Genomic DNA, 20,041 nt, shown 5'->3' with positions numbered 1-20,041 from the left:
GCTAAGAATCTTAAATGAGGAGGCCGACATTGTCTGTACCAACCCACCCTTTTCGCGTGCCATAGAATATTGGCAGATTCTTATTAAAAGTAAAAAGAAATTTATCATTTTATCCAATGTTACACTCCCCATCAGCACCGCTTGCATCCCCTATTTTGCACAAAATAAGGTAAGACCGGGTTTTAATAGCGTGTATTGGTATTTAAACCCCAAACGCCAGTTAGTGCGCGCTGCAGGGCATTTTTTTACCAACTTTGCCATTAAAAATAGATCCAATATTGCTAGGCTAAAGTTTGTCCCCCTTGAGGAGATCCCTGATGTGTATAAAAGATTTGATGATAGCGGTACTTTACTCGTGGATAATAATTATATCCCCAATGACTACGATTTGCCTTTTGCAGTGTCGGCACGACAAATCTTAAATGGCGTGTTGGAGTGTGGGTTTAAAGTCGCCGTTGCAAAGGAATATACCCCCTACGTTGAGGGCAAGAGAAAATTTAAAAGGGTTTTACTCTGTAAGGAATAAGTCTACATTCTTGCTAAGGGGTTTTTTATTCTAGTGGTTGGCCTTGTGGGCGCAAATAACAAAACAAAACCTAACAAATCCTAAAAAATAAACGAGGCTAAGGCGCTGGAATATAAGGGTAAGGAGCGGTAGTTTTAAGTGGGCGTTTTCTTTAAAAGGGAGCGTTTCTAGGCATTCAAAAGTTTTCTACAAAATACCCAAACATTTCCGCGCTCTATAATCATAAGTAGGGCATTGCAGAGTTTTATAACATATCTGCCTTGCACAATCACAGCCCTACGCCTCCTTGCTCTTGGTGAGATCTTGCCACCAGCGTTTGACCTTGCCATAGCACACCTCAAAGACATTTTTATATGGCTCGCTTTCATAGCCAAAGCTTTCATGGAGTTTGAGTAAGAGCTCTTTTTGTTTCTCCTCTAGCTTTTTAGGATAGATAATTTTTACCACCGCGATCAAATCACCATAACGCCCCGTATTCACATCTTTTACCCCCTCGCCTCTAAACACAAACTGCGCGCGATCGCCTGTATTAGGTGGGATTTGTAGCTCTAATTCCTTTTTAAGAGAGGGCACCATAATTTTACTGCCCAGTGGAATAGAGGTAAAAAAGACCGGTACCTCTATATAAATTTGACACCCGTCGCGTACAAAATGCTCATCTTCTCCAACCACCGCCTCCACATACAAATCCCCGCGCATGCCCTTTTTGTATTCATTGCCTTTAGAAGACACACGGATACGCATTTGTTGATCGATTCCCTCTGGCACTTGGATCTCAAAACTCTCTTGGGCTAAGCTAAAGCCCTCCCCCTTACATGCGCTGCATTTTTCTGCCACAATTTCCCCACTTCCATGGCATCTAGGGCAGGTACTAGAAAGGGTCATAAAACCTTGCTGGATAAAAGTCTGCCCTCTGCCTTTACAACTGCTACAGGTCTCTAATTTGCCTGCCTTAGCTCCACTCCCTTGACAAGTAGAACATAGGGTTTTATAGTCTAATTTAATGGTTTTTTTACAGCCAAAAACCGCCTCTTTAAAACTCAGTTTTAAGGGCATGCGCAGATCTTTAGGGATTTTGGATTGTTTTTGTCTTGTGGCATTGCCAAACCCAAAGGCGTTACCAAAAATCGAATCCTCCCCAAACAGGTTAGAAAAAATATCTGAGAGATCATTAAATCCCCCCATACCTCTACCTTCTAAGCCTTCTTTGCCATAGCGATCATAAATTTGGCGCTTTTCATCATCGCTAAGTACGCTATAAGCCTCACTGATGCGTTTGAATTTCTCCTCTGCCTCTTTATTATCCGGGTTGTAATCGGGGTGGTATTTACGGGCTAATTGCTTGAAGGCTTTTTTAATGGCCTCCTTACTCGCGCCTCTTTCCACACCCAAAAGTTCGTAATAATCCATCCAAATAACCTCATCTTTTGGTTTAAAAAGGGGTATTTTACCCTAAAAATTTTATTTCGGTTCATCCATGGTAATTGGGGGCTTCTTTAGTGATGTCTACATCGTGTACATGGGATTCTTTAAGACCGGCTTGTGTGATTTGTACAAACTGGGCGTTTTTAGTGAGAGTGGGAATATCCTTAGCGCCTAAATAACCCATAGACGATCGCAAACCCCCCACTAACTGGTAAAGAATATCAGCCACTCTACCCCTGTAAGGTACGCGCCCCTCAATGCCCTCTGGTACAAGTTTTTCAGAGGCTAGCCCCTCTTGAAAATAGCGATCCGAACTGCCCCTACTCATCGCCCCAATACTGCCCATGCCTCTATAACTTTTATATTGCCGTCCTTGATAAATGAGCATGTCCCCGGGGGATTCTTCTGTGCCGGCTAATAAACTCCCTACCATCACACATGACGCCCCCACAGCCAAAGCCTTAGCCACATCTCCTGAATATTTAATCCCGCCATCGGCAATAATGGGGATATTATGCTTGACTGCCTCTTGATAGCACGCATCAATGGCACTCATCTGAGGCATGCCTACACCGGCTACAATGCGGGTTGTACAAATACTCCCCGGACCAATGCCTACTTTAATCGCATCGGCTCCTGCATTGATTAAATCTTTACTTGCCTGCGCGGTTACGACATTACCCACCACCACATCTACGGCTAATTCTTTTTTAACTGCCTCTAGGGTTTTAATCACATTTAAAGAATGCCCATGCGCACTATCTAGCACCAACACATCTACCCCAGCCTTAACCAAAGCGCGCGCCCGCTCAATTTGTTTAACCCCAATGGCCGCACCCACCCGCAAACGCCCTAAATGATCTTTATTGGCCTCCGGGTATTCAATACGCTTTTGGATGTCTTTAATGGTGATGAGCCCTTTTAAAATGTTATTTTCATCTACAAGGGGGAGTTTTTCTATTTTATGTTTGTGCATGATAGCTTGAGCCTGCTCCAAACTCACGCCTGCTTTAGCCGTGATAAGCGGGGCTTTAGTCATCACTTCCTCTACTTTTTTAGCCCAATCTGTTTCAAAGCGCAGATCGCGGTTTGTCAAGATACCAATTAACCTATTTTCCTTATCCACCACAGGTACACCTGAGATTTTATAATTATCTGTAATCTCTTTAGCCTCTGCTAAACTCGCGTCTGCATAAATATAAATCGGATCGTGAATCACCCCGCTTTCACTCTTTTTAACTTTAAGAACTTGTGCCACCTGCGAATTGGTATCCATATTTTTATGAATCACACCAATACCGCCTAATCTGGCCATAGCAATGGCGCTTTGGTATTCTGTTACCGTATCCATTGCCGCACTAACAAAGGGGATATTTAAATCAATGTGCGCGCTTAAACGCGAGTGTACACTCACTTCTTGGGGCAGTACAGCAGAAAAACATGGTACAAGAAGGACATCTTCAAAAGTCAAGGCTTTTTGAATTATTTGCATACTTCTCCTTTAAACACAAAATCTACCTCCTCCTCCAAACCAAAGGCCACATCTAAAATATCTTGTTCTGCAAAAGCGCGCCCGATAAGTTGCATGCCAATGGGCAAGCCCTCCTTACTCTGTGCTACGGGTAAAGAAAGAGCGGGTAAACCGGCTAAATTCACCCCCACGGTGTATACATCGCTTAAATACATCTGCAGGGGGCTAGCATGGGCGTTAAATTTAGGCGCAATATCTGGAGCTACGGGGGCTAAAATAACATCTACTTCTTTAAAAAGCTTGTTGTACTCAGCCTTGATAAAGGCGCGGGCTTGCTTTGCTTTTAGATAGTAGGCATCAAAATACCCGCTACTAAGCACAAAATTACCTAGTATAATGCGCCGTTTCACCTCCGCCCCAAAGCCCTCAGTGCGGCTTTTAATATAGAGTTCTTTCAGGTTATGGGCTTGTGCACGCCTGCCATAGCGCACCCCATCAAAGCGCGCTAAATTAGAACTAGCCTCTGCCGTGCTTAAAACATAATAGGCGGCTATGGCGTGTTTGCTATCTGTTATTTCTTGATGCAAGATTGTATGCCCCATTTGCTCTAAGAGATGAGCCGTATCAAAATAGGCGATGCGCACCGCCTCGCTAGCCTCTTCTAAATAATTATTCAATACCCCAATTTTTAAACGCCGCTCTTTATTGAGATTTTTAAAGGTTAAAGGGTTCTCTAATTTGGCACTTGTTGAATCGTGTGGGTCGTATCCACTAATGGCGTCTAATAAAAGCGCGCAGTCCTCTACATTTTGGGTTAAGGGCCCTATTTGATCTAAACTCGAACTATAAGCAATCAAACCATAGCGACTCACCCGCCCATAAGTAGGCTTAAGCCCTACACAGCCACAATAACTAGCTGGTTGGCGAATCGATCCACCTGTATCACTCCCCAGTGCAGCAATGGCTAATCCCCCTGCTACAGCACTCGCACAGCCCCCAGAACTCCCCCCAGCCACGCGGGCTAAATCTTTAGGGTTTTTCACAGGCCCATAAAAACTTGATTCGCTAGTACTACCCATAGCAAACTCATCCATATTACCCCGCCCAAAGGCACACATTCCATTTTGCTGCAAGTTTATAATAGCAGTAGCGCTATAGGGGGCTTTATAGCCCTGTAGAATTTGGCTAGCACAGGTGATCTCCCAGCCCTCTACATTAATATTATCTTTAATGAGAATGGGTACGCCTCCTGTGCTTGCCTCTGGCGGGCAGATATAGGCGTTGAGTTCTAAATTCTCTTGAACTTTCTGGCTGATTTCCTTTTTGAGTTGCTCTAAATCTGAGCCACCTAAAGACATGGCTTGTTTGAGACTTAGCATGTTTCTCCTTAGATTGTAAAAATTTTCTAATCTTAGCAAATCGCGATTAAAAGTTAGCCGGTTTTAAGAGCTAGAAAAACACTTACTCGGGGTTATATTGTTTTTTAAAGAGAGTTTGTAATGCAAAAAAGCAAACCATAAAAACACAAAGACCCCCGAGGCAAACCCTCAAGGGTCAAAAGGAGGGGGAATGCAACATTACCCAGTTAAACTTAATTTAATATAAAAGTACGCGTGGATTGGCGTTTAAAACACTGATTACTAGCACTAAAAGTCTGTAAGTTTAGTTTGATAATCTATTGATCCTCCGGGTTTGAGTGGGGGAAGTGTGAACATGCGGGCTTGGGCGCTCTAATTATATTAGATATAAAAGAAAACTCCAATTTGAAAGAAAAATTTTTGTAAGTGCCCAAATGCTAAAAATATTTTGAGCTTACTTATATAGATTAGTTATTTTGACCTTCAATAAAATCAATAATTCTTTCTATCTCCTCCTCAGCTACATAAGGGCCATGGAGGCGTATAGGTGCGCTGCTGCCCGGCTGGATTAAGAGCATATCGCCCTTACCTAAAAGGTTTTGCGCGCCTTCTGTATCTAAAATAACACGCGAATCGATCTTAGAACCCACTTTAAAGCTGATTTTACAGGGTAAATTGGTTTTAATAAGGCCGGTTAAAATATCTACACTAGGGCGCTGTGTGGCAATGATAAGATGTAAACCGCTTGCTCTTCCCATTTGGGCGATGCGAATAATAGGGGTTTCTACTTCCTTTCCTCCTACTAACATTAAATCTGCTAATTCATCAATGATAAATACGATAAAGGGGAGTTGTTGTTCTGGATTTACCTTTTTATTATAGGCATCAATGTTTTTAACGCGCTGTTCACTTAAAAGCATGTAACGCGCTTCCATTTCCTGCACCATTTCATTAAGAACACTGATAGCTTGTTGTGGGTCTGTAATGATTGGAGCTTTTAGATGGGGGATATTAGCATACATGCTAAATTCCACCCGTTTTGGATCAATGATTAAAAATTGCAACTCTCTGGGTGTATTTTTATAAAGTAAAGAGATAATCATAGCATGCATGCCCACACTTTTACCACTACCCGTACTCCCTGCAATGAGCAGATGAGGGAGGGTTTTTAAATCTAAAACATAGGGTTCTCCTAAAGTGTTCTTACCCAAAGCTAAACTTAAGGCTGGAGCTTGCTCAAAGGCCGGGCTTTCTAAAATCTCTCTTAGACTAATAGGCGCGCTCTTAGCATTAGCTATTTCAATGCCCATTGTATCTTTGCCCTTGATAGGGGCTTGTATGCGAATAGATTGGGCGCATAAGGCCATAGCCAAATCATCAGCTAGGCTTAAAACCCGGCTCACTTTAACATGGCCAGCGGGGCGGAATTCAAAGGTGGTTACTAGAGGACCTATATGGGTATTAACTATTTGGCCTTCAATTTTAAACATGCGCAGTTTGGCTAAAAGATTTTGACTCTTTTCTTGAATTTGCATTTGTGGTTGTGGCATCATTGAAATGGGATTGAGTAAATCAGTGGGGGGTAGTAAAGAGGGTTTAGAATTGGCTAACTTTTGTATAGAGGGGTTTTCTAGGGAGTGGCGTTGTTGGAGTAAATCTAGGTGTGCAGAAATATCTAAGGAAGGAGGGTTAGAGAGGGTTTGATCAGGGGGGGTATTTTGAAGATCAATTAAGCGTACTTGTGGTGTATCCTCTTTGGGGGTTTCTGTATAGTGGCTAACCTTAACTTTAAAAGGGAGGCTTTCGCGCTCAAAGAAATCTTTATGCAATGGGGAGGCTTTAGGGGTGGGTTTAATTTTAAACACCATGTTAAGAGCACTGTTAATTGATGTAATGGCTGTTTTAAGTTTAGCTGGGATAGAGCGATAAATTGCCTGTAAATATTTTAGAGTGCTAGTAAAACTTTGAGGAAAGAGATTAGAATAGGCATATATCAGAATTACTAAAGCCACAACCCATGCCCCTAAAGTCCCAATATAATCTAACATCGCCTCTAATAAAGCCATGCCAACCTCTCCTCTGTGTAGCAGTAAGGATTGGATAATAAGCAAGGCTAAAAACCCTAATAAGCTAGCTAAAAGAGATTGTAATGCTCTCAGGCTTTTTTGGCGGATTAAAAAAGAGACATAGAGTAAATAAAACACATCTATATAGGCAATATATCCTAAATAATGGAAGTGTAAAGCGGCTATTAATTCTCCAATAGAGCCAAGTAAGCCACTTGATCCAAAACAGGTAGCTAGTAATAAAACTAGTAAGCTACTATAAAAACCTAGCCTAATATTTTTCCCCTTCATAAACCACACCACACATATCCATGTAAGGACAGCGCTCACAACTATCTTTATTGGGTCTTTTTTCAAAGGGCATGATAGAAGTGAATTTTTTTAGTTGGTTTTGCAGTTGCTCTTGTTTAAAACCCACAACTTGCAAATCTTCCTCCAACAATTCACCTTGTTTCAGATCGTAAAAATACACTCTAATAACTCTAATACGGGCATCTTGCAAAGAAGAGGCCAAAGCTAAATGGTAGATACTTAACTGGTAATCTTGGCTTTCCTCCATGTTTTCTAAAGTGTCTATCTTAAGATTACTCTTATATTTATAATCCAAAATCGCATAACTGCCATCTTCTAGGCGATCAATACGATCAATTTTCCCATTAAATGTAAATCCGGCAATGGAGGTTTCAAATTTCTTTTCACAGGCTAACACCTCTCTAGTTTGTAAAATTTCTTTTTCCTTTTCAAAAAACGCACCCATTTTATCCACCGCCACTTCAAACTCTAAGCGATCCAAAGCGCTTAGTTGTTCATTTTGGGCTAGTTGTAATAGATCAGAAGCTTTAATAGGGGTGTTGGGGTTATCTGTGTAATGTTTTTTTAAAAGTTCGTGTAAAAAAGAGCCCATGTTAAATTGATCTTTAGAGGGGGGGGTTAAATTTTTGATATATTTAAGATAAAAACGGCGGGGGCAGGTTACATAATCATTAAACTTAGTAGCGCTAAAACTAAAGCCCTCTAATACCTTACCGGTGTACTCTTCATCTAGATAATCGTGTTTATTTTCAGGAGGAAAGAGGGCAAAGTTTGCCGGGCTTATTTGTGTGTTTAAATCTAATTCTAAAAGCATTTTTGAATGAGTTATCTTATCATCAACATAATAGGCAATATCTACTTGTTTGGTGTTTTGCAAAATTTGATAATAGTAATGTTTTTGTAGGTTTTCATGATCTTTGAGGGTGGGGATATTAAGGCGTGCACGGGTTGTACTGTTTAAAAACAAATCATGATCGGCAATACAGGGTACTAAATGATCAGTAAAATCTAACAACACCACCCGCTCAAAAGATAACCCGCGGCATTCTAGCACATCTAAAACCCTAACCTTACCTCCAGAGACATCATCAATGCGTTGTTCTTTTAATTCTCGTAAATAGAGTTCTAAGAGATCGGCTAAAGGATAGTCTTTTAATAAAGATTTAATGCTCATGAGATTGTTATAAAAATCTTCATGAAAATCTTGGAGATGTTTGGGGGGGGTGGTATAGATTTGCTCCATTGCTTGCTTACATACTCTATCAAGCTCTTCTAAGGGGGAGGCATTTAAAGGGGGTGGGTTGGTTTGTAGGTTTTTAAGGGCTTGAAAATAGGCAAAATAAACCCATTTAACATCTTGGCCGCGGGCAAGGTTGAGGTTATTTTTTATATCTAAAAGCTTTAGGTGGGCAGTGATAGAAGAATCCGGGGTGATGATAGCTAAAGTACTAGGGTCTAATCCATCTTCTAACCATTCCTGCACTCTTAAAAGGGCTAAACCCACTTGCTCTAACCGGGTTTTAAAGCTATAAACCCGGATATGATCTACCTGTAAGTTTTGCTCTTGTTTTTGTATAATGGCTGGTTTATTTTGTAAAAGAGCTGATAAGTTTAGCTTATAGTAGTGATTGACTTCCAAGTCTAATTTTAAAAAGCCTAAAAAATCTTTGTTATAAGAATCGCAATTAACATGCAAAAATACAGGTACTAAAGAGGCCACTTTGAAAAGTAAGCGCTGTTCTTGGTTATTTAAAGAACCCCCCAAGTAAAATTCAATGCGTGTAAATTTTTCAAGCACAGCAGAAATAAGGGTGGGTTCTATACGCAAAATCGGATCGTAAAAACGATGCTTTTCTAGCTGTTCTTTGTAATGTACTAAAATACGCTTTAACACCTCCAAATGGTTAGCATAATCGCCATAAATATCTTGGCTTTCAATCTGCTCTATATCTAGATCAAAAATAGCCAACTCGTTAAAAAAATGCGCCACAAATGTACTGCTATCTAAATAGCCTAAAAAACTCTTTTCAAACACTAAAAGGTGTTCTGTAGACTTAGGTAGATTTTGGGCGACTTCTTTAATGGCATGGGCTAAAAGCACTTGGCGTACACTTCTAGGGACTTTTAAGAGCCCCTCTATAAAGCTAATCTGGTTGTAAAACTCCTTTACACTCCAAACTACAGGCAAAAACCCATCTTGTTGTTTGGCATAAAAAGCATTACAAGCGCGTCTACTACTAAAGACATATAAAACCGGTTTTTCCTCTAACATGTAACTTCCTGTAATAAATCTTTAGCCTTTTGAGCGATATTTTGCGGTGTAAAACCAAAATGTTCAAAGAGAAGTGAGCCGGGGGCAGATTTCCCAAAACTCTCCATATTAAGTAAAGCATCTGCAAATCTAAACCACTCTAAACCTCTACTCGCCTCAATAGCAAGTACGCGCCCGACAAAAAGCGAGTCTAGATATTTTTGATCTTGTTTTAAAAGCAAATCAAAACAGGGGACACTTACCACCTGCACAGCAATATCTTGTTCTTCTAATAAATAGGCGGCTTTTAAACTAATTTGTACCTCACTCCCGCTACTTACTAGAGTGATTTGAGCCTTATTTGGGCTTTTATATAAAACATACCCCCCTCTTTGTACACTATCAGAGGATACAGGGGGCATGATCTCTAAACTTTGGCGTGAGAGTACAAAGGCACAGCTAGATTTAAGCCTCAAAGCCACTTGCCAACATGCCACATTTTCATGGGCATCCATAGGTCTAAACACATAAAAATTAGGCAAAGCCCTTAAATGGCTTAAGTGTTCAATGGGCTGGTGGGTAGGGCCATCTTCGCCTACTCCGATACTATCATGGGTAAAAATATAAAAAATAGGTGTTTGCATTAAAGCGCTTAAGCGCAAACTAGGGAGCAAGTAATCGCTAAAGACAAAAAAGGTCGCACAAAAGGGTACAAATAAGCCATAGTTAGCTATTCCATTGCTTATAGCTGCCATAGCATGCTCTCTAATGCCAAAATGCAAATTACGCCCAACATGGGAGGGTGTGTAATCTTTTTCTTTATGGAGTGTGGTGTTAGTAGAGGGGGCTAAATCCGCACTCCCTCCTAAAAATCCTTGATAAGCTTGGCTAATGGCGTTTAAAATTTGCCCATTACTTGTACGCGTAGCAAGGCTTTCTCCTGTTTTAAAACTAGGGTAGATCACTTGGCTAAAATCTTTGGCTTGTAAATGGGTGATTTTATCTTGAATAGCCGGTGTGATTTGTTGCTCCCAAAGATTTTGCATAGCCTCGCCTTTTTGCATGTTAAAGTGCAAAGCTATTTCTTTAGGGATATAAAAAGACTCAAGAGGCCACCCACAGGCTTTTTTAGAACTCTCAAGTGTTTTTAAACCTAGAGGCGCGCCATGAACCTTAGCACTCCCCTCCACCCCTAAAGCTCCCTTACCAATTGTGGTTTTAGCAATGATAAGCACGGGTTTAGTGCAGGTTTTAGCAAGTAAAATTGTTCTATCAATCTCTAAAAAATCATGCCCATTACAGCTAAGTACCTCCCAGCCTTGTGATTTAAAGCGCATAGCAATATCCTCACTAAAGGCTAGATTGGCCTCTCCTTCAATGGTGATAGAATTGCTATCATAAATTACAATCAAATTATTAAGCCCTAAATGCCCGGCAAAAGAGGCGCTTTCATAGCTAATGCCCTCTTGTAAATCCCCATCACCACATAGACAATAAACTTTATGAGAAATAACTTCCCCTAAAAAATCCTTAGCAAGAGCACTAGCAAGAGCAAAACCCACCGCATTAGCAAAACCCTGCCCTAGTGGGCCTGTTGTGATTTCAATTCCTTGAGTGTGTCCAAACTCTAAATGCCCCGGAGTTTTAGAATCAAGTTGTCTAAAGGCTTTTAAATCTTCTAAACTAATTTCAAAGCCCCAAAGGTGCAAAAGCGCATAGGCTAAAGAACTCGCATGCCCGCCACTAAAGATTAAGCGATCACGATTAAGCCATTGTGCATTTTTAGGGTTTAAATTAAGATGTAAGCCTAGTACCACCGCCACATCGGCTAAACCCAATGCTACACCCGGATGCCCGCTATTTGCCTTTTCTACCATGTCTGCACATAAAAAGCGCAGTGTAGTGGCCATTTTTTGTAAAGTGGGTAAATCCTCTTGACTAAGAGGGAGTTTAGAAAAGTGCATGGCAAACCTTTAGTGGAGAATGGGGTTATTTTAACAAATTGCTCTTGTCTATGCCTTTAAGATGTGTTTTGCCTCTTGTAAGTCTAAACTAATCTGGTGCTTAAGGCTATTTAAATTATCAAATAGGGCATTATCGCGGATTTTTTGCACAAAAAAAACACGCATGGAGGGGGGCGGGGTAGAAAGGGAGATGTTTAAAACATGGGTTTCAAGCGCTATTTTTCCATCAGTACTCAATCGATTCCCTAAAAAGCTCACGCTAGGCAAATAACTTTCAAGAAATTCAACATGGGTTGCATACACCCCAAAACTAGGCAATAACATTTCAGGATTGATTGGCATATTAAGGGTTGGGTAGAGTTTTTGGTGGCCAAGACCCTGCCCAGAGATAATAGGCCCCTCTAGCATAAAAGGATGCCCTAAAAATTGGCAAGCTAGAGACATATCCCCTTTTTTAATGCATTCTTTGATGTGGTAAGCGTGTAAAGAAATACCCTTAATTTTGATCTCAGGGATCACCTCTAGGGCAATTTTAGGGTTGAGTAAAGTTTTTAATGTGTCTATATCACCCATGCGCTTATGCCCAAATCTAAAATCATAACCCACCACGATTTTTTGTAGGCGTGAAAATTTAGATTTAATCAGATTGACAAACTCTAAAGGTTCTAATAAAAAAGCCTCTTCTAGGGCTAAAAAATACACTTGATCTACCCATTTTTTTAATAAATGCTGGCGGTAGTTAAGAGGGGTAAGGGCTTCTTTGAGATTTGTTTTATCCACCACTAACACCGCGCTTTGAGGGCCAAGTGCTTGTAATAAATGCTGGTGTGCGACATGCACGCCGTCAAATTTGCCAATGCTTAGGCTTAAAGTAGTTGGATCGTTTAAGAGAGATAAAAACTTTTGCATGGATTTCACCGGTTTGTCGTTTTTTCAAATATAATTTAAAATATAATCAGTTTGGTTAAAAACACAAGGGATAAAATGATAGCAGAAAAAAAGCCTGCTGGTGAATTTTTAAAAGACAAGATTATTTTAATCACGGGAGGCACGGGGAGCTTTGGTAAACAATGTACCCAAGTTTTATTAGAACAGTACAAACCTAAAAAGGTGATTATTTATAGCCGTGATGAACTCAAACAATATGAAATGGCTAAAACCTATGATGATTCTAGAATGCGCTTTTTTATCGGGGATGTGCGCGATAAGGACCGGCTTAAAAGTGCCTTACAGGGCGTAGATGTGTGTATCCATGCGGCTGCGCTTAAGCAAGTCCCTACCGCTGAGTACAACCCGCTAGAATGCATTAAAACTAATATTTTAGGGGCTAGTGCGGTGATTGAGGGCTGTTTATCTGCACAGGTAGAACAAGTCATTGCTTTAAGCACAGATAAGGCAAGTAATCCGATTAATCTTTATGGCGCAACCAAACTATGTAGCGATAAACTTTTTACAAGTGCTAATAATATGAAAGGCAGTGCGCGGACTAAATTTAGTGTGGTGCGTTATGGAAATGTGGTGGGGAGTCGGGGTAGTGTTGTCCCTTTTTTTAGAGAGTTAGTTAGATTAGGCGCAACACAAATTCCCATTACGGATACGCGCATGACGCGCTTTTGGATCACTTTAAAAAAAGGCGTGGCCTTTGTACTCAAAAGTTTAGAACGCATGCATGGGGGTGAAATTTTTGTACCTAAAATCCCGAGTATGAATATTGTAGATTTAGCCAAAGCTTTAGCGCCACAAATTCCTATGCAAATTGTTGGGATTAGACCGGGGGAGAAATTACATGAAGTGATGATTAGCGCAGATGATCGAGCGTTAGAATTTGAGGATTTTTATATCCTAGAACCCACCATTACTTTTCAAACACCCATAAATTACACAGAAACGCTTTTAGGCGAACAAGGTTTACCCACACCCGAAGGATTTAGCTACAATAGTAAAGATAATCCTTGGTATCTCACAGAAAAAGAGCTTTTGGAGATGGTACATGCTCTCTAGTTTAATGAATAGTACACTTTTACAGGGTAAAAATATCTTGCTTTTAGTGAGTGGGTCGATTGCTGTTTATAAGGCTTTAGATTTAGTGCGCATTTTTGTAAAAATGGGGGCTAGTGTGCGGGTGGTGATGAGTGCGGGGGCTTGTAAATTTGTAACCCCGCTTAGTTTTGAGGCTTTAAGCCACTTTAGCGTACTGACCGATCAAAATGAACGCTGGAACATGCAAGAGCAGGCTATTAATCATATCACTTATGCTAAAGCAGATTTAGTACTCTTAGCACCAGCTAGTGCAAATACCCTTGCTAAACTTGCCCATGGACTAGCAGGTAATGTACTCACAGCGACTTTTCTAGCTAGCCATGCCCCTAAAATCATCGCCCCAGCCATGAATACACAGATGTTACAAGCACCAGCTACACAGCAAAACCTAGAGCGGTTAAAATCTTGGGGTTGCATCATAGTAGAACCAAAAAGCGATCTGTTAGCCTGTAATACAACCGGTAAGGGGGCATTAGCAGAAATTATAGAAATAGTGGGGGCTAGTGTTAAAGCTTTATGCCTTGATTCTTTTTGGCAAGATCAAAGAGTGGTGGTTACCGGCGGGGGGAGTGTAGAGGCTATTGATTCTGTGCGCTGTATCTCTAATATTTCTAGTGGTTTACAGGCAAGTTCTCTAGCTTTAGCCCTGTGGCTTAAAGGCGCACAAGTGGTTTTTATCTCTAGTGCTTTTGCTTTATTACCAGAGGGCATTACTTGTATTTCAGTCAAAAGCGCACAAGATTATCTAAAGGCTCTTAAATCTGAACAAAATTTTTATAACCCTCCTTTTTTATTCATGCTAGCTGCCATTAGTGATTATAAAAGCGCCCATGTTTATACCGGTAAACTAAAAAAGCAAGATTTAGGATCAACTTGGAATTTAGAATGTGTGCAAAATCCGGATATTTTAAGAAGTTTAGAGGGGTTTTATAAAATTGGTTTTAAGGCTGAAGAATCCATAGAATCCTTAGCAAGCGCACAAAAGCTTTTAGAACCAGTAGATTTAGGGGGTAAGGGCTGTAAAGTTGTGTGTCTTAATTCTACTCAGGCATTAAGCGCAACTAATAATCAAATGGTTTTATTAAACCAAGTTACAAGCCAAACCACTAAATGCTCTACTAAATTTGATCTAAGTTTTGAGATTTTAGACTTTGTGCGAGATACCTACAATTCATGTTAAACCCGATTAGCGCCTTACAAAATCTTTCACTGCTCCAAGAGTTTTTAAAAGACACGCAAAATACCCATAATTTTAACGCCACTTTACCGCTTTTATTAAAAGTCTTAGAGAAAAAGGGGGATCAGAAATATTTATTACAACTTGGTAATCAAATTTTAGAAACTAAAAGCCAAAGAGAATTAGCGTTAGGAAAAACTTATTGGGCTTTGATGCATAAAAGTTCAGTGGGGGCGACTATGCTTTCTAATCTTATAGCCCAGCCCCCCATTAGCGAACAACTCAAAGACGCGCCGCTTAAATTTGAATTAAAAGATTTGCCTAAACTGTTAAGCCAAGAGCATTTTCAAGATTATAAAGAAACCTTAATCCATCATTTTGCCCACGCCCACACCCGCCAAGATTTTTTAATGTTGGGTAATCTTTTGCTCTCTTTACACCACCAAGTGGCTAGCTTTATTATTCAAGATGGCCACCAAGAGGCTTTTGTACAATTCAAGGCTAAAAAAGAACAAGAACGGTTAGAGTTTTACGCTCTATACCCCCATTTAGGGCCTTTAGAGGGAGTGGTTTATAAACAAGAGGGGGGGGTGGGTTTGTCTTTGGGAGTTTCTTATGAAAGTGTGGCACAACATCTTAAGAATAACCAAGATCAGCTAAAGGGTTTTGAGCAAATCCAGATTTTTGTAACAAAGCCTCCCCAACCGCTTTTTAATTTTGAGCAAAGTTTATTAGATACTAGGGGTTAATTAGGAAAGCCATAAGCATTAAGCGGCGTACTAGATTTTAGGGGGAGGTGTTTATTTAAAAGACTAGCTTGCATGGCCATAGTTTCATTAAGAAAGGCTAAATGGCGGGTTAATTCTAAAAGTAAGCGTAATTGTAACCCCTGTGCTTGTTGGTTATAATTTGCATAGGCTAAAGCTCTAGCATTGGGATTTGTTGCTTGTTTTAAATCTGAGGCTAAATGAGAATTAAGGGCTTTGATCTGTTCTTCTAAATGGGTATTAGAAAAGTTTTCTTGTAATTGTTCTAGGCGTTTATCAAGAGGAATCAAAGGCATTTGTTTAGAGTCTGGATAAAAAATTTTGGCTTGGATTTGTTTATAGTGCTTAAAATCCCCTTTAAATAATGCCTCTTGCATATCTTTAAGATTTTCTTGATACTTCTCTTTAGCCTCACTAGCTTGCACGCGCTCACAAAGTAACATGCTTAAGGGTTTAGGCGCTAAAGGGGGGTTGTGGTGTTGAAGAGTTTCTAAAATTTGTTTGGCTTGTGGGTGATCTTGGGTGAGTGTAGCGGTGTTAAAATCTAGCCAAGGACAGGCTTTTTCTAAGCGGGCTAATTGGATAGTCTGGAATTTTAAATAATCTTGCATACGCCTTTGTAAGTCTTTTTCTTGAATCTGAGCTGTTTTAAGTTCTTGTGCTAAATAGGTTTGCATGGGTTCTAATGGAGCGATGGAGGCTTGCATGAATTCTTGGGTCTGTGCTAGAGTGTTTTTAATTTGTTCTAAGGTATTGGCTTGGCTTTTAGCCCGATCTAATAGTTGCTGGAATAAGCGCAAATGCTCTTGTAATTTGGCAATCATGGTGCTTTCATTAGCATTTGAAGTGGCTAGCTTGGCATTAGCTTGCGTATCTAAAGTAATCATGGCTGCAGCTTGTAATAAACCAATAAAGCAGATGAGCCAAAATTTCAGGTAAAGTCCTCCAAAAGCGCGCCTAAATAAATACCTTGAATAGAGGTATGCATGCACTTTTCTTTAATTTTAGCCGCTCCACTGACTAATACATCGCTTTTAATCCCATGTGAAATAGAAATCTTAGCCTCTAAAAAGGCACTCAAACGATCGCAAAATTTTAAAAGACTCCCACACATGCTTTTATATTGATTTTGGTTATATTCTTGCCACAATGAAATAGAATCAACAAAAATAATTTTCTGAGTTTCTGGGTGGATATAGCGATCTTTAAATTCATCTTGAGTGAAGTAAAGCAAATCTTGTTTAAAATCAGAACTGACATACTGCAAAATATTTTCCTCCATAGCGCGCGCTTCTAGGGATTTTAAATACACATCTAAACCTAGTACGCCATGTTTAATTGGAGAGATAATATCACGCGTTAAGACTTCGGGTAAATCATGGAAAAGCCCGCCTAAAAAGTGATTAACGCGCATTTGCACACAAGCTTTTAAATCAAAACTAAGCAAAAAAGCACATAAAGCCACAAATAACGCATGGCCTAAAACACTGGTTTGTGGAACTCTTGGGGTTTGACTCCAACGCTTTTGGAAGCGCAACTGCCCAAACATAGAAGCTAGTAAGTCTAAATGGGGTACATTTAACAAATGCGCATGCTCAGATAGTGCCTCATTTAGATTTTTTTTAATATCTTTAACCCCGTAACCATGGGGATAAAAATTTGCAATAAAATCAAATTCCCAAGCAGAAACATAGTCATGGGCGGCTTTTAACAGTTGGTGTTCTATATCTGTGGGAGGCTTACAAAAATAGCCATGCAAGTGTTTAAAAAAAGCATACCCTTCTACCTCATTTTTTAGCACGCCCCAGACATAATCAGCAAAAGCCTCCCGGTGCTTTTTGAGTAGTTCGTGATAAATGGGTGGTTTAATATCAGTTAACACCACGCGGCTTAAAAACTCAAAACAAAAATAGCGCAGTAATTTATCCCAATCAATGCCTGTATGGTGATTGGCTAATAAAACCACCACCATCGCCTTATGCGCTTGTTTGTCTAGTTCGCTAAATTCAATCGGGCAGGCTTGATCGTTCCAACGCCTAATAGAAGCCGCCACAAACAAACGGCGCAACAACGCGCTTTGTAAGTGGGGTTTATAACCTTCTGTCATAAATATTTAGGCACGGACTCTTTTAGAAGTGTTTCTAATTTAGAATCAGCTGTAGGTTCGCCAATGGCGCTAAACTTCCATTCCCCATTGTGTTTATAAAGTTTGCCTAAAATCATGGCCTCCTTGCCTGCAAAAGCCACATCTTTAGCCACATTGTAAGAAGCAAAGATATTTTGTACTTTCTCTGGCGTGCCCTCATAAAGCCTAATACTAGCAAAGGGGATTTTATCAAAATCAATATGGGTATAAGAATTAAGTACAAAAACTAATTGCTCAATGGCTGGATCTAAACTATCTAAAGCAAGGCTAATAATTTCATTATCTAGCCCATCATCGCCTCCTACATCGCCTGTGCGATCATCGCCGCTATGTTTAATCCCACTACTTGCTTTCTTACCAAAATACACACAATCTACTAGGCGCTTATTTTGATCAAATAGCCCCACACTCAAATCTAAATCCACCGCTTCAGTCTTGGTATTGCCAAAAAAACCCTTTTTACTAATCGCCCCCCAATTAGCCCCCACACAAAAGGATTTAAGCGCATTGCCATCTTCTTTCTTTAAAGAAATCTTTTGCCCTTTAACTAGACTAACCATGAAACTCCTTTAAATATTCACGCCAAATTGTTTACAAAAGCCCGCTAGACCTTCTTTAAACCCTGTGCCTACAGCGGCAAATTTCCACTCATTATTATCTCTATAGAGTCGCCCAAACATCAAGGCAGTTTCAATAGAAAAATCCTCTTCTAAGTCATAACGCAAAATTTCTTTCCCATCGCTTTCATCTACAACGCGTACAAAGGCATTTCTAACCATGCCAAAATTTTGTTTGCGCTCACTGGCTTCATGAATAGTAACGACAATATTAATTTCTTTTATATCAGCAGAAACTTTAGATAAATCAACTTTAATGCTTTCATCATCGCCCTCACCGGCTCCGGTGCGATTATCTCCGGTGTGTACTACAGATCCATCTTTACTTGTAAGATTGTTATAAAACACAAAATTAGCATCATCACTAACTTTACCGGAAGCATCTGTTAAAAACGCAGAAGCATCTAAATCAAACTCGCGCCCTGTATCGCTTGCATTCACATCCCAGCCCAGCCCCACAACAATTTTAGACAATCCGGGTTTTTCTTTACTCAAAGAAAGCCTTCCACCTTTAACTAAACTAACTGACATCATATCTCCCTTATATTTTGATCAAATAAGCCCCCATTCTAACAGAAAAACGAGCATTTTAGGCTAAATCAGTCTTTTAGAGTGCTAAATCGTATTTAATAGAAGTCATGACATAGCTACGATTTTGGGTAGTGGGGGCAAATTTAGGGTTGGGGGCTCCAAAATAGGCCACTTTGTAACCTCTATGCATGCTTACTTGGTAGCCATTGATTCGTAACATCAAGTGGATATGTTTACCTAAATTATACTCGCATGTCAGACCTAGACTTTGTGATTGTGCGCGCGGAGCAAAGGTAAGCTTGCCTAGTAGATACCAAGAAAAATGTTTAAATGCTCCACCTAAACGGGCATGTAAAGTAATGGCATTGGCATCATAAAGATTGGTATAAGCATCTTCATAGGGCGTATCATCTGTAGTATCAAAAGAAACAGGCGAACCATTCCAGCCTAACTGGGCATTAGCGTTGCCAAAATTCTTATACACCCCATAACCAAAATAGTAATCTTTGTAGTAAAGCCGTTGGCGCACTAAAAGAGTAGCCGTATCCCGGCCTATTAAATTGCCACGATAATAGGTTTTGGCTAGAGCAGCGCTATAAATGGGAAACCAAGCATAAATATCGGTTTGGATTTTGAACTGACCCGGATTAAAGGTTGCACTTACTTGTAAGCCGGGGGCGTTAAAATTTTTAGGATAAAACCAAAAGAAGGGTTTGATCGTGTAGTGCTTGGTTGCATAAACTAAAGAGATGGCATGCATACCATAATTGACACGGCGGCCACTACTAAACTCATAACTCACAGGGGCATAAAAATCCCGGATAAATTGGACATTGGCTAAACCCCTGCCATAGGTGCTAAACCATGTAAGTTTGAAATTGCCCAGATGTAAAAAGAGCGTAAAGCCTTGATTATAGCCACGCAAAAACAAAGCCTCAGAACTGATATAGCGGCCTAGTATGATTCCAAAAATATCTTTGTAGGTGTAATTTAGATAGGCATTATATAAAACATAGTTTTTAGCATGCGATTCATCTTCTAAGCGTACAGACTTCCAAGAAGCATTCATTAAATACCCTTCCCAGCGCCCCATATAATACCAGTTAGCCGGTTGCAAACCTGAATTAGGCACACTCTGATCTCTCAAAGCCCTAGTTGAATCATAGGCTAATCCCCCTACTTCTCCACCAAGCCCTATACTTAGTTTGTGTGCGCTAATAGATTTTGGTAATAAATTAGCATCTACTTGTAGCGCCCCAATAGTGGTTACATAACTACCCGTAGGATAAAGCCCTTTATCTGAGTTAATAGGGGCGTTGTTAAAACCAATGCGTGAGAATGAACCTACATTGCCTGAAATATGGTAATCAAAAGCATATAAATCCATAAA

The 20,041-nt window shown here is 40.1% G+C and carries 16 protein-coding genes; 4 read left to right on the top strand and 12 right to left on the bottom strand.

Features of this window, described 5'->3' with window-relative positions; translation table 11 throughout:
* A partial coding sequence (locus G6Q06_RS01450; RefSeq protein WP_240329146.1) for an adenine-specific methyltransferase EcoRI family protein occupies positions 1 to 526 on the top strand: 526 nt, incomplete at its 5' end.
* Between the two features lie 276 nt (positions 527 to 802).
* Here the strand turns inward: G6Q06_RS01450 and dnaJ are convergent.
* The 7 genes from dnaJ to G6Q06_RS01415 form a co-directional block, all read right to left on the bottom strand.
* Positions 803 to 1,936, bottom strand: a complete 1,134-nt coding sequence (dnaJ, locus tag G6Q06_RS01445) for a molecular chaperone DnaJ (protein WP_163565472.1) — start codon at positions 1,934 to 1,936, stop codon at positions 803 to 805.
* 61 nt (positions 1,937 to 1,997) lie between these two features.
* Positions 1,998 to 3,443, bottom strand: a complete 1,446-nt coding sequence (guaB, locus tag G6Q06_RS01440) for an IMP dehydrogenase (RefSeq protein WP_163565471.1) — start codon at positions 3,441 to 3,443, stop codon at positions 1,998 to 2,000.
* Complete coding sequence (gatA, locus tag G6Q06_RS01435) at positions 3,434 to 4,801, bottom strand: Asp-tRNA(Asn)/Glu-tRNA(Gln) amidotransferase subunit GatA (RefSeq protein ID WP_205435736.1); 1,368 nt, start codon at positions 4,799 to 4,801, stop codon at positions 3,434 to 3,436. The genes guaB and gatA overlap by 10 nt, the downstream gene beginning before the upstream one ends.
* Positions 4,802 to 5,247: 446 nt before the next feature.
* The gene (locus G6Q06_RS01430; protein WP_240329145.1) at positions 5,248 to 7,176 is read right to left on the bottom strand and encodes an FtsK/SpoIIIE family DNA translocase; all 1,929 of its coding nucleotides are present in this window, start codon (positions 7,174 to 7,176) and stop codon (positions 5,248 to 5,250) included.
* Positions 7,118 to 9,430: a PD-(D/E)XK nuclease family protein gene (locus G6Q06_RS01425; protein ID WP_163565468.1), complete on the bottom strand. Its 2,313-nt coding sequence runs from the start codon at positions 9,428 to 9,430 to the stop codon at positions 7,118 to 7,120. The genes G6Q06_RS01430 and G6Q06_RS01425 overlap by 59 nt, the downstream gene beginning before the upstream one ends.
* Complete coding sequence (tkt, locus tag G6Q06_RS01420) at positions 9,424 to 11,373, bottom strand: transketolase (RefSeq protein ID WP_163565467.1); 1,950 nt, start codon at positions 11,371 to 11,373, stop codon at positions 9,424 to 9,426. Before tkt ends, G6Q06_RS01425 begins: the two co-directional genes overlap by 7 nt.
* Before the next feature lie 48 nt (positions 11,374 to 11,421).
* Positions 11,422 to 12,282, bottom strand: coding sequence for a bifunctional riboflavin kinase/FAD synthetase (locus G6Q06_RS01415; RefSeq protein ID WP_163565466.1), 861 nt, complete (start codon positions 12,280 to 12,282; stop codon positions 11,422 to 11,424).
* A gap of 75 nt (positions 12,283 to 12,357) precedes the next feature.
* Here G6Q06_RS01415 and pseB point away from each other — a divergent pair, with 75 nt between their 5' ends.
* Genes pseB through G6Q06_RS01400 form a run of 3 tightly spaced genes read left to right on the top strand, consistent with a single transcriptional unit; the run spans position 12,358 to position 15,339 of the window.
* The gene (pseB, locus tag G6Q06_RS01410) at positions 12,358 to 13,374 is read left to right on the top strand and encodes a UDP-N-acetylglucosamine 4,6-dehydratase (inverting) (protein ID WP_163565465.1); all 1,017 of its coding nucleotides are present in this window, start codon (positions 12,358 to 12,360) and stop codon (positions 13,372 to 13,374) included.
* On the top strand, positions 13,364 to 14,593 hold the full coding sequence (coaBC, locus tag G6Q06_RS01405; RefSeq protein ID WP_205435734.1) for a bifunctional phosphopantothenoylcysteine decarboxylase/phosphopantothenate--cysteine ligase CoaBC: 1,230 nt from the start codon (positions 13,364 to 13,366) through the stop codon (positions 14,591 to 14,593). The genes pseB and coaBC overlap by 11 nt, the downstream gene beginning before the upstream one ends.
* The gene (locus G6Q06_RS01400) at positions 14,587 to 15,339 is read left to right on the top strand and encodes a hypothetical protein (RefSeq protein WP_163563950.1); all 753 of its coding nucleotides are present in this window, start codon (positions 14,587 to 14,589) and stop codon (positions 15,337 to 15,339) included. Before coaBC ends, G6Q06_RS01400 begins: the two co-directional genes overlap by 7 nt.
* Here the strand turns inward: G6Q06_RS01400 and G6Q06_RS01395 are convergent.
* The 5 genes from G6Q06_RS01395 to G6Q06_RS01375 form a co-directional block, all read right to left on the bottom strand.
* Complete coding sequence (locus G6Q06_RS01395) at positions 15,336 to 16,244, bottom strand: hypothetical protein (RefSeq protein ID WP_163565464.1); 909 nt, start codon at positions 16,242 to 16,244, stop codon at positions 15,336 to 15,338. The two genes, G6Q06_RS01400 and G6Q06_RS01395, sit on opposite strands and share 4 nt — an antisense overlap.
* Positions 16,245 to 16,288: 44 nt before the next feature.
* Positions 16,289 to 17,464: an HD domain-containing protein gene (locus G6Q06_RS01390; protein WP_240329144.1), complete on the bottom strand. Its 1,176-nt coding sequence runs from the start codon at positions 17,462 to 17,464 to the stop codon at positions 16,289 to 16,291.
* Positions 17,461 to 18,063, bottom strand: coding sequence for a TerD family protein (locus tag G6Q06_RS01385; protein ID WP_006563914.1), 603 nt, complete (start codon positions 18,061 to 18,063; stop codon positions 17,461 to 17,463). The genes G6Q06_RS01390 and G6Q06_RS01385 overlap by 4 nt, the downstream gene beginning before the upstream one ends.
* Positions 18,064 to 18,072: 9 nt before the next feature.
* Positions 18,073 to 18,651 carry a TerD family protein gene (locus tag G6Q06_RS01380; RefSeq protein WP_205426614.1) on the bottom strand — a complete coding sequence of 193 codons (579 nt, stop codon included), beginning with the start codon at positions 18,649 to 18,651 and terminating at the stop codon, positions 18,073 to 18,075.
* A gap of 76 nt (positions 18,652 to 18,727) precedes the next feature.
* Entirely contained in the window at positions 18,728 to 20,038 is a 1,311-nt protein-coding gene (locus G6Q06_RS01375; protein WP_430734571.1) for an outer membrane family protein, read from the bottom strand.
* Positions 20,039 to 20,041: the final 3 nt, after the last annotated feature.

The sequence above is a fragment of the Helicobacter suis genome, from assembly GCF_902196135.1.
GTDB lineage: Bacteria > Campylobacterota > Campylobacteria > Campylobacterales > Helicobacteraceae > Helicobacter > Helicobacter suis_A.
The sequence above is the reverse complement of the archived record's forward strand: the minus strand, read 5'-3'. Positions and strand labels throughout refer to the sequence as shown.

Coding starts and splice junctions, on each gene's coding strand:
- G6Q06_RS01375 (WP_430734571.1), bottom strand. CDS start 20,038: ATGGATTTATATGCTTTTGATTACCATATTTCAGGCAATGTAGGTTCA.
- G6Q06_RS01425 (WP_163565468.1), bottom strand. CDS start 9,430: ATGTTAGAGGAAAAACCGGTTTTATATGTCTTTAGTAGTAGACGCGCT.
- G6Q06_RS01400 (WP_163563950.1), top strand. CDS start 14,587: ATGTTAAACCCGATTAGCGCCTTACAAAATCTTTCACTGCTCCAAGAG.
- G6Q06_RS01385 (WP_006563914.1), bottom strand. CDS start 18,063: ATGGTTAGTCTAGTTAAAGGGCAAAAGATTTCTTTAAAGAAAGAAGAT.
- G6Q06_RS01415 (WP_163565466.1), bottom strand. CDS start 12,282: ATGCAAAAGTTTTTATCTCTCTTAAACGATCCAACTACTTTAAGCCTA.
- dnaJ (WP_163565472.1), bottom strand. CDS start 1,936: ATGGATTATTACGAACTTTTGGGTGTGGAAAGAGGCGCGAGTAAGGAG.
- G6Q06_RS01395 (WP_163565464.1), bottom strand. CDS start 16,244: ATGATTACTTTAGATACGCAAGCTAATGCCAAGCTAGCCACTTCAAAT.
- G6Q06_RS01390 (WP_240329144.1), bottom strand. CDS start 17,464: ATGACAGAAGGTTATAAACCCCACTTACAAAGCGCGTTGTTGCGCCGT.
- pseB (WP_163565465.1), top strand. CDS start 12,358: ATGATAGCAGAAAAAAAGCCTGCTGGTGAATTTTTAAAAGACAAGATT.
- guaB (WP_163565471.1), bottom strand. CDS start 3,443: ATGCAAATAATTCAAAAAGCCTTGACTTTTGAAGATGTCCTTCTTGTA.
- G6Q06_RS01380 (WP_205426614.1), bottom strand. CDS start 18,651: ATGTCAGTTAGTTTAGTTAAAGGTGGAAGGCTTTCTTTGAGTAAAGAA.
- gatA (WP_205435736.1), bottom strand. CDS start 4,801: ATGCTAAGTCTCAAACAAGCCATGTCTTTAGGTGGCTCAGATTTAGAG.
- coaBC (WP_205435734.1), top strand. CDS start 13,364: ATGCTCTCTAGTTTAATGAATAGTACACTTTTACAGGGTAAAAATATC.
- tkt (WP_163565467.1), bottom strand. CDS start 11,373: ATGCACTTTTCTAAACTCCCTCTTAGTCAAGAGGATTTACCCACTTTA.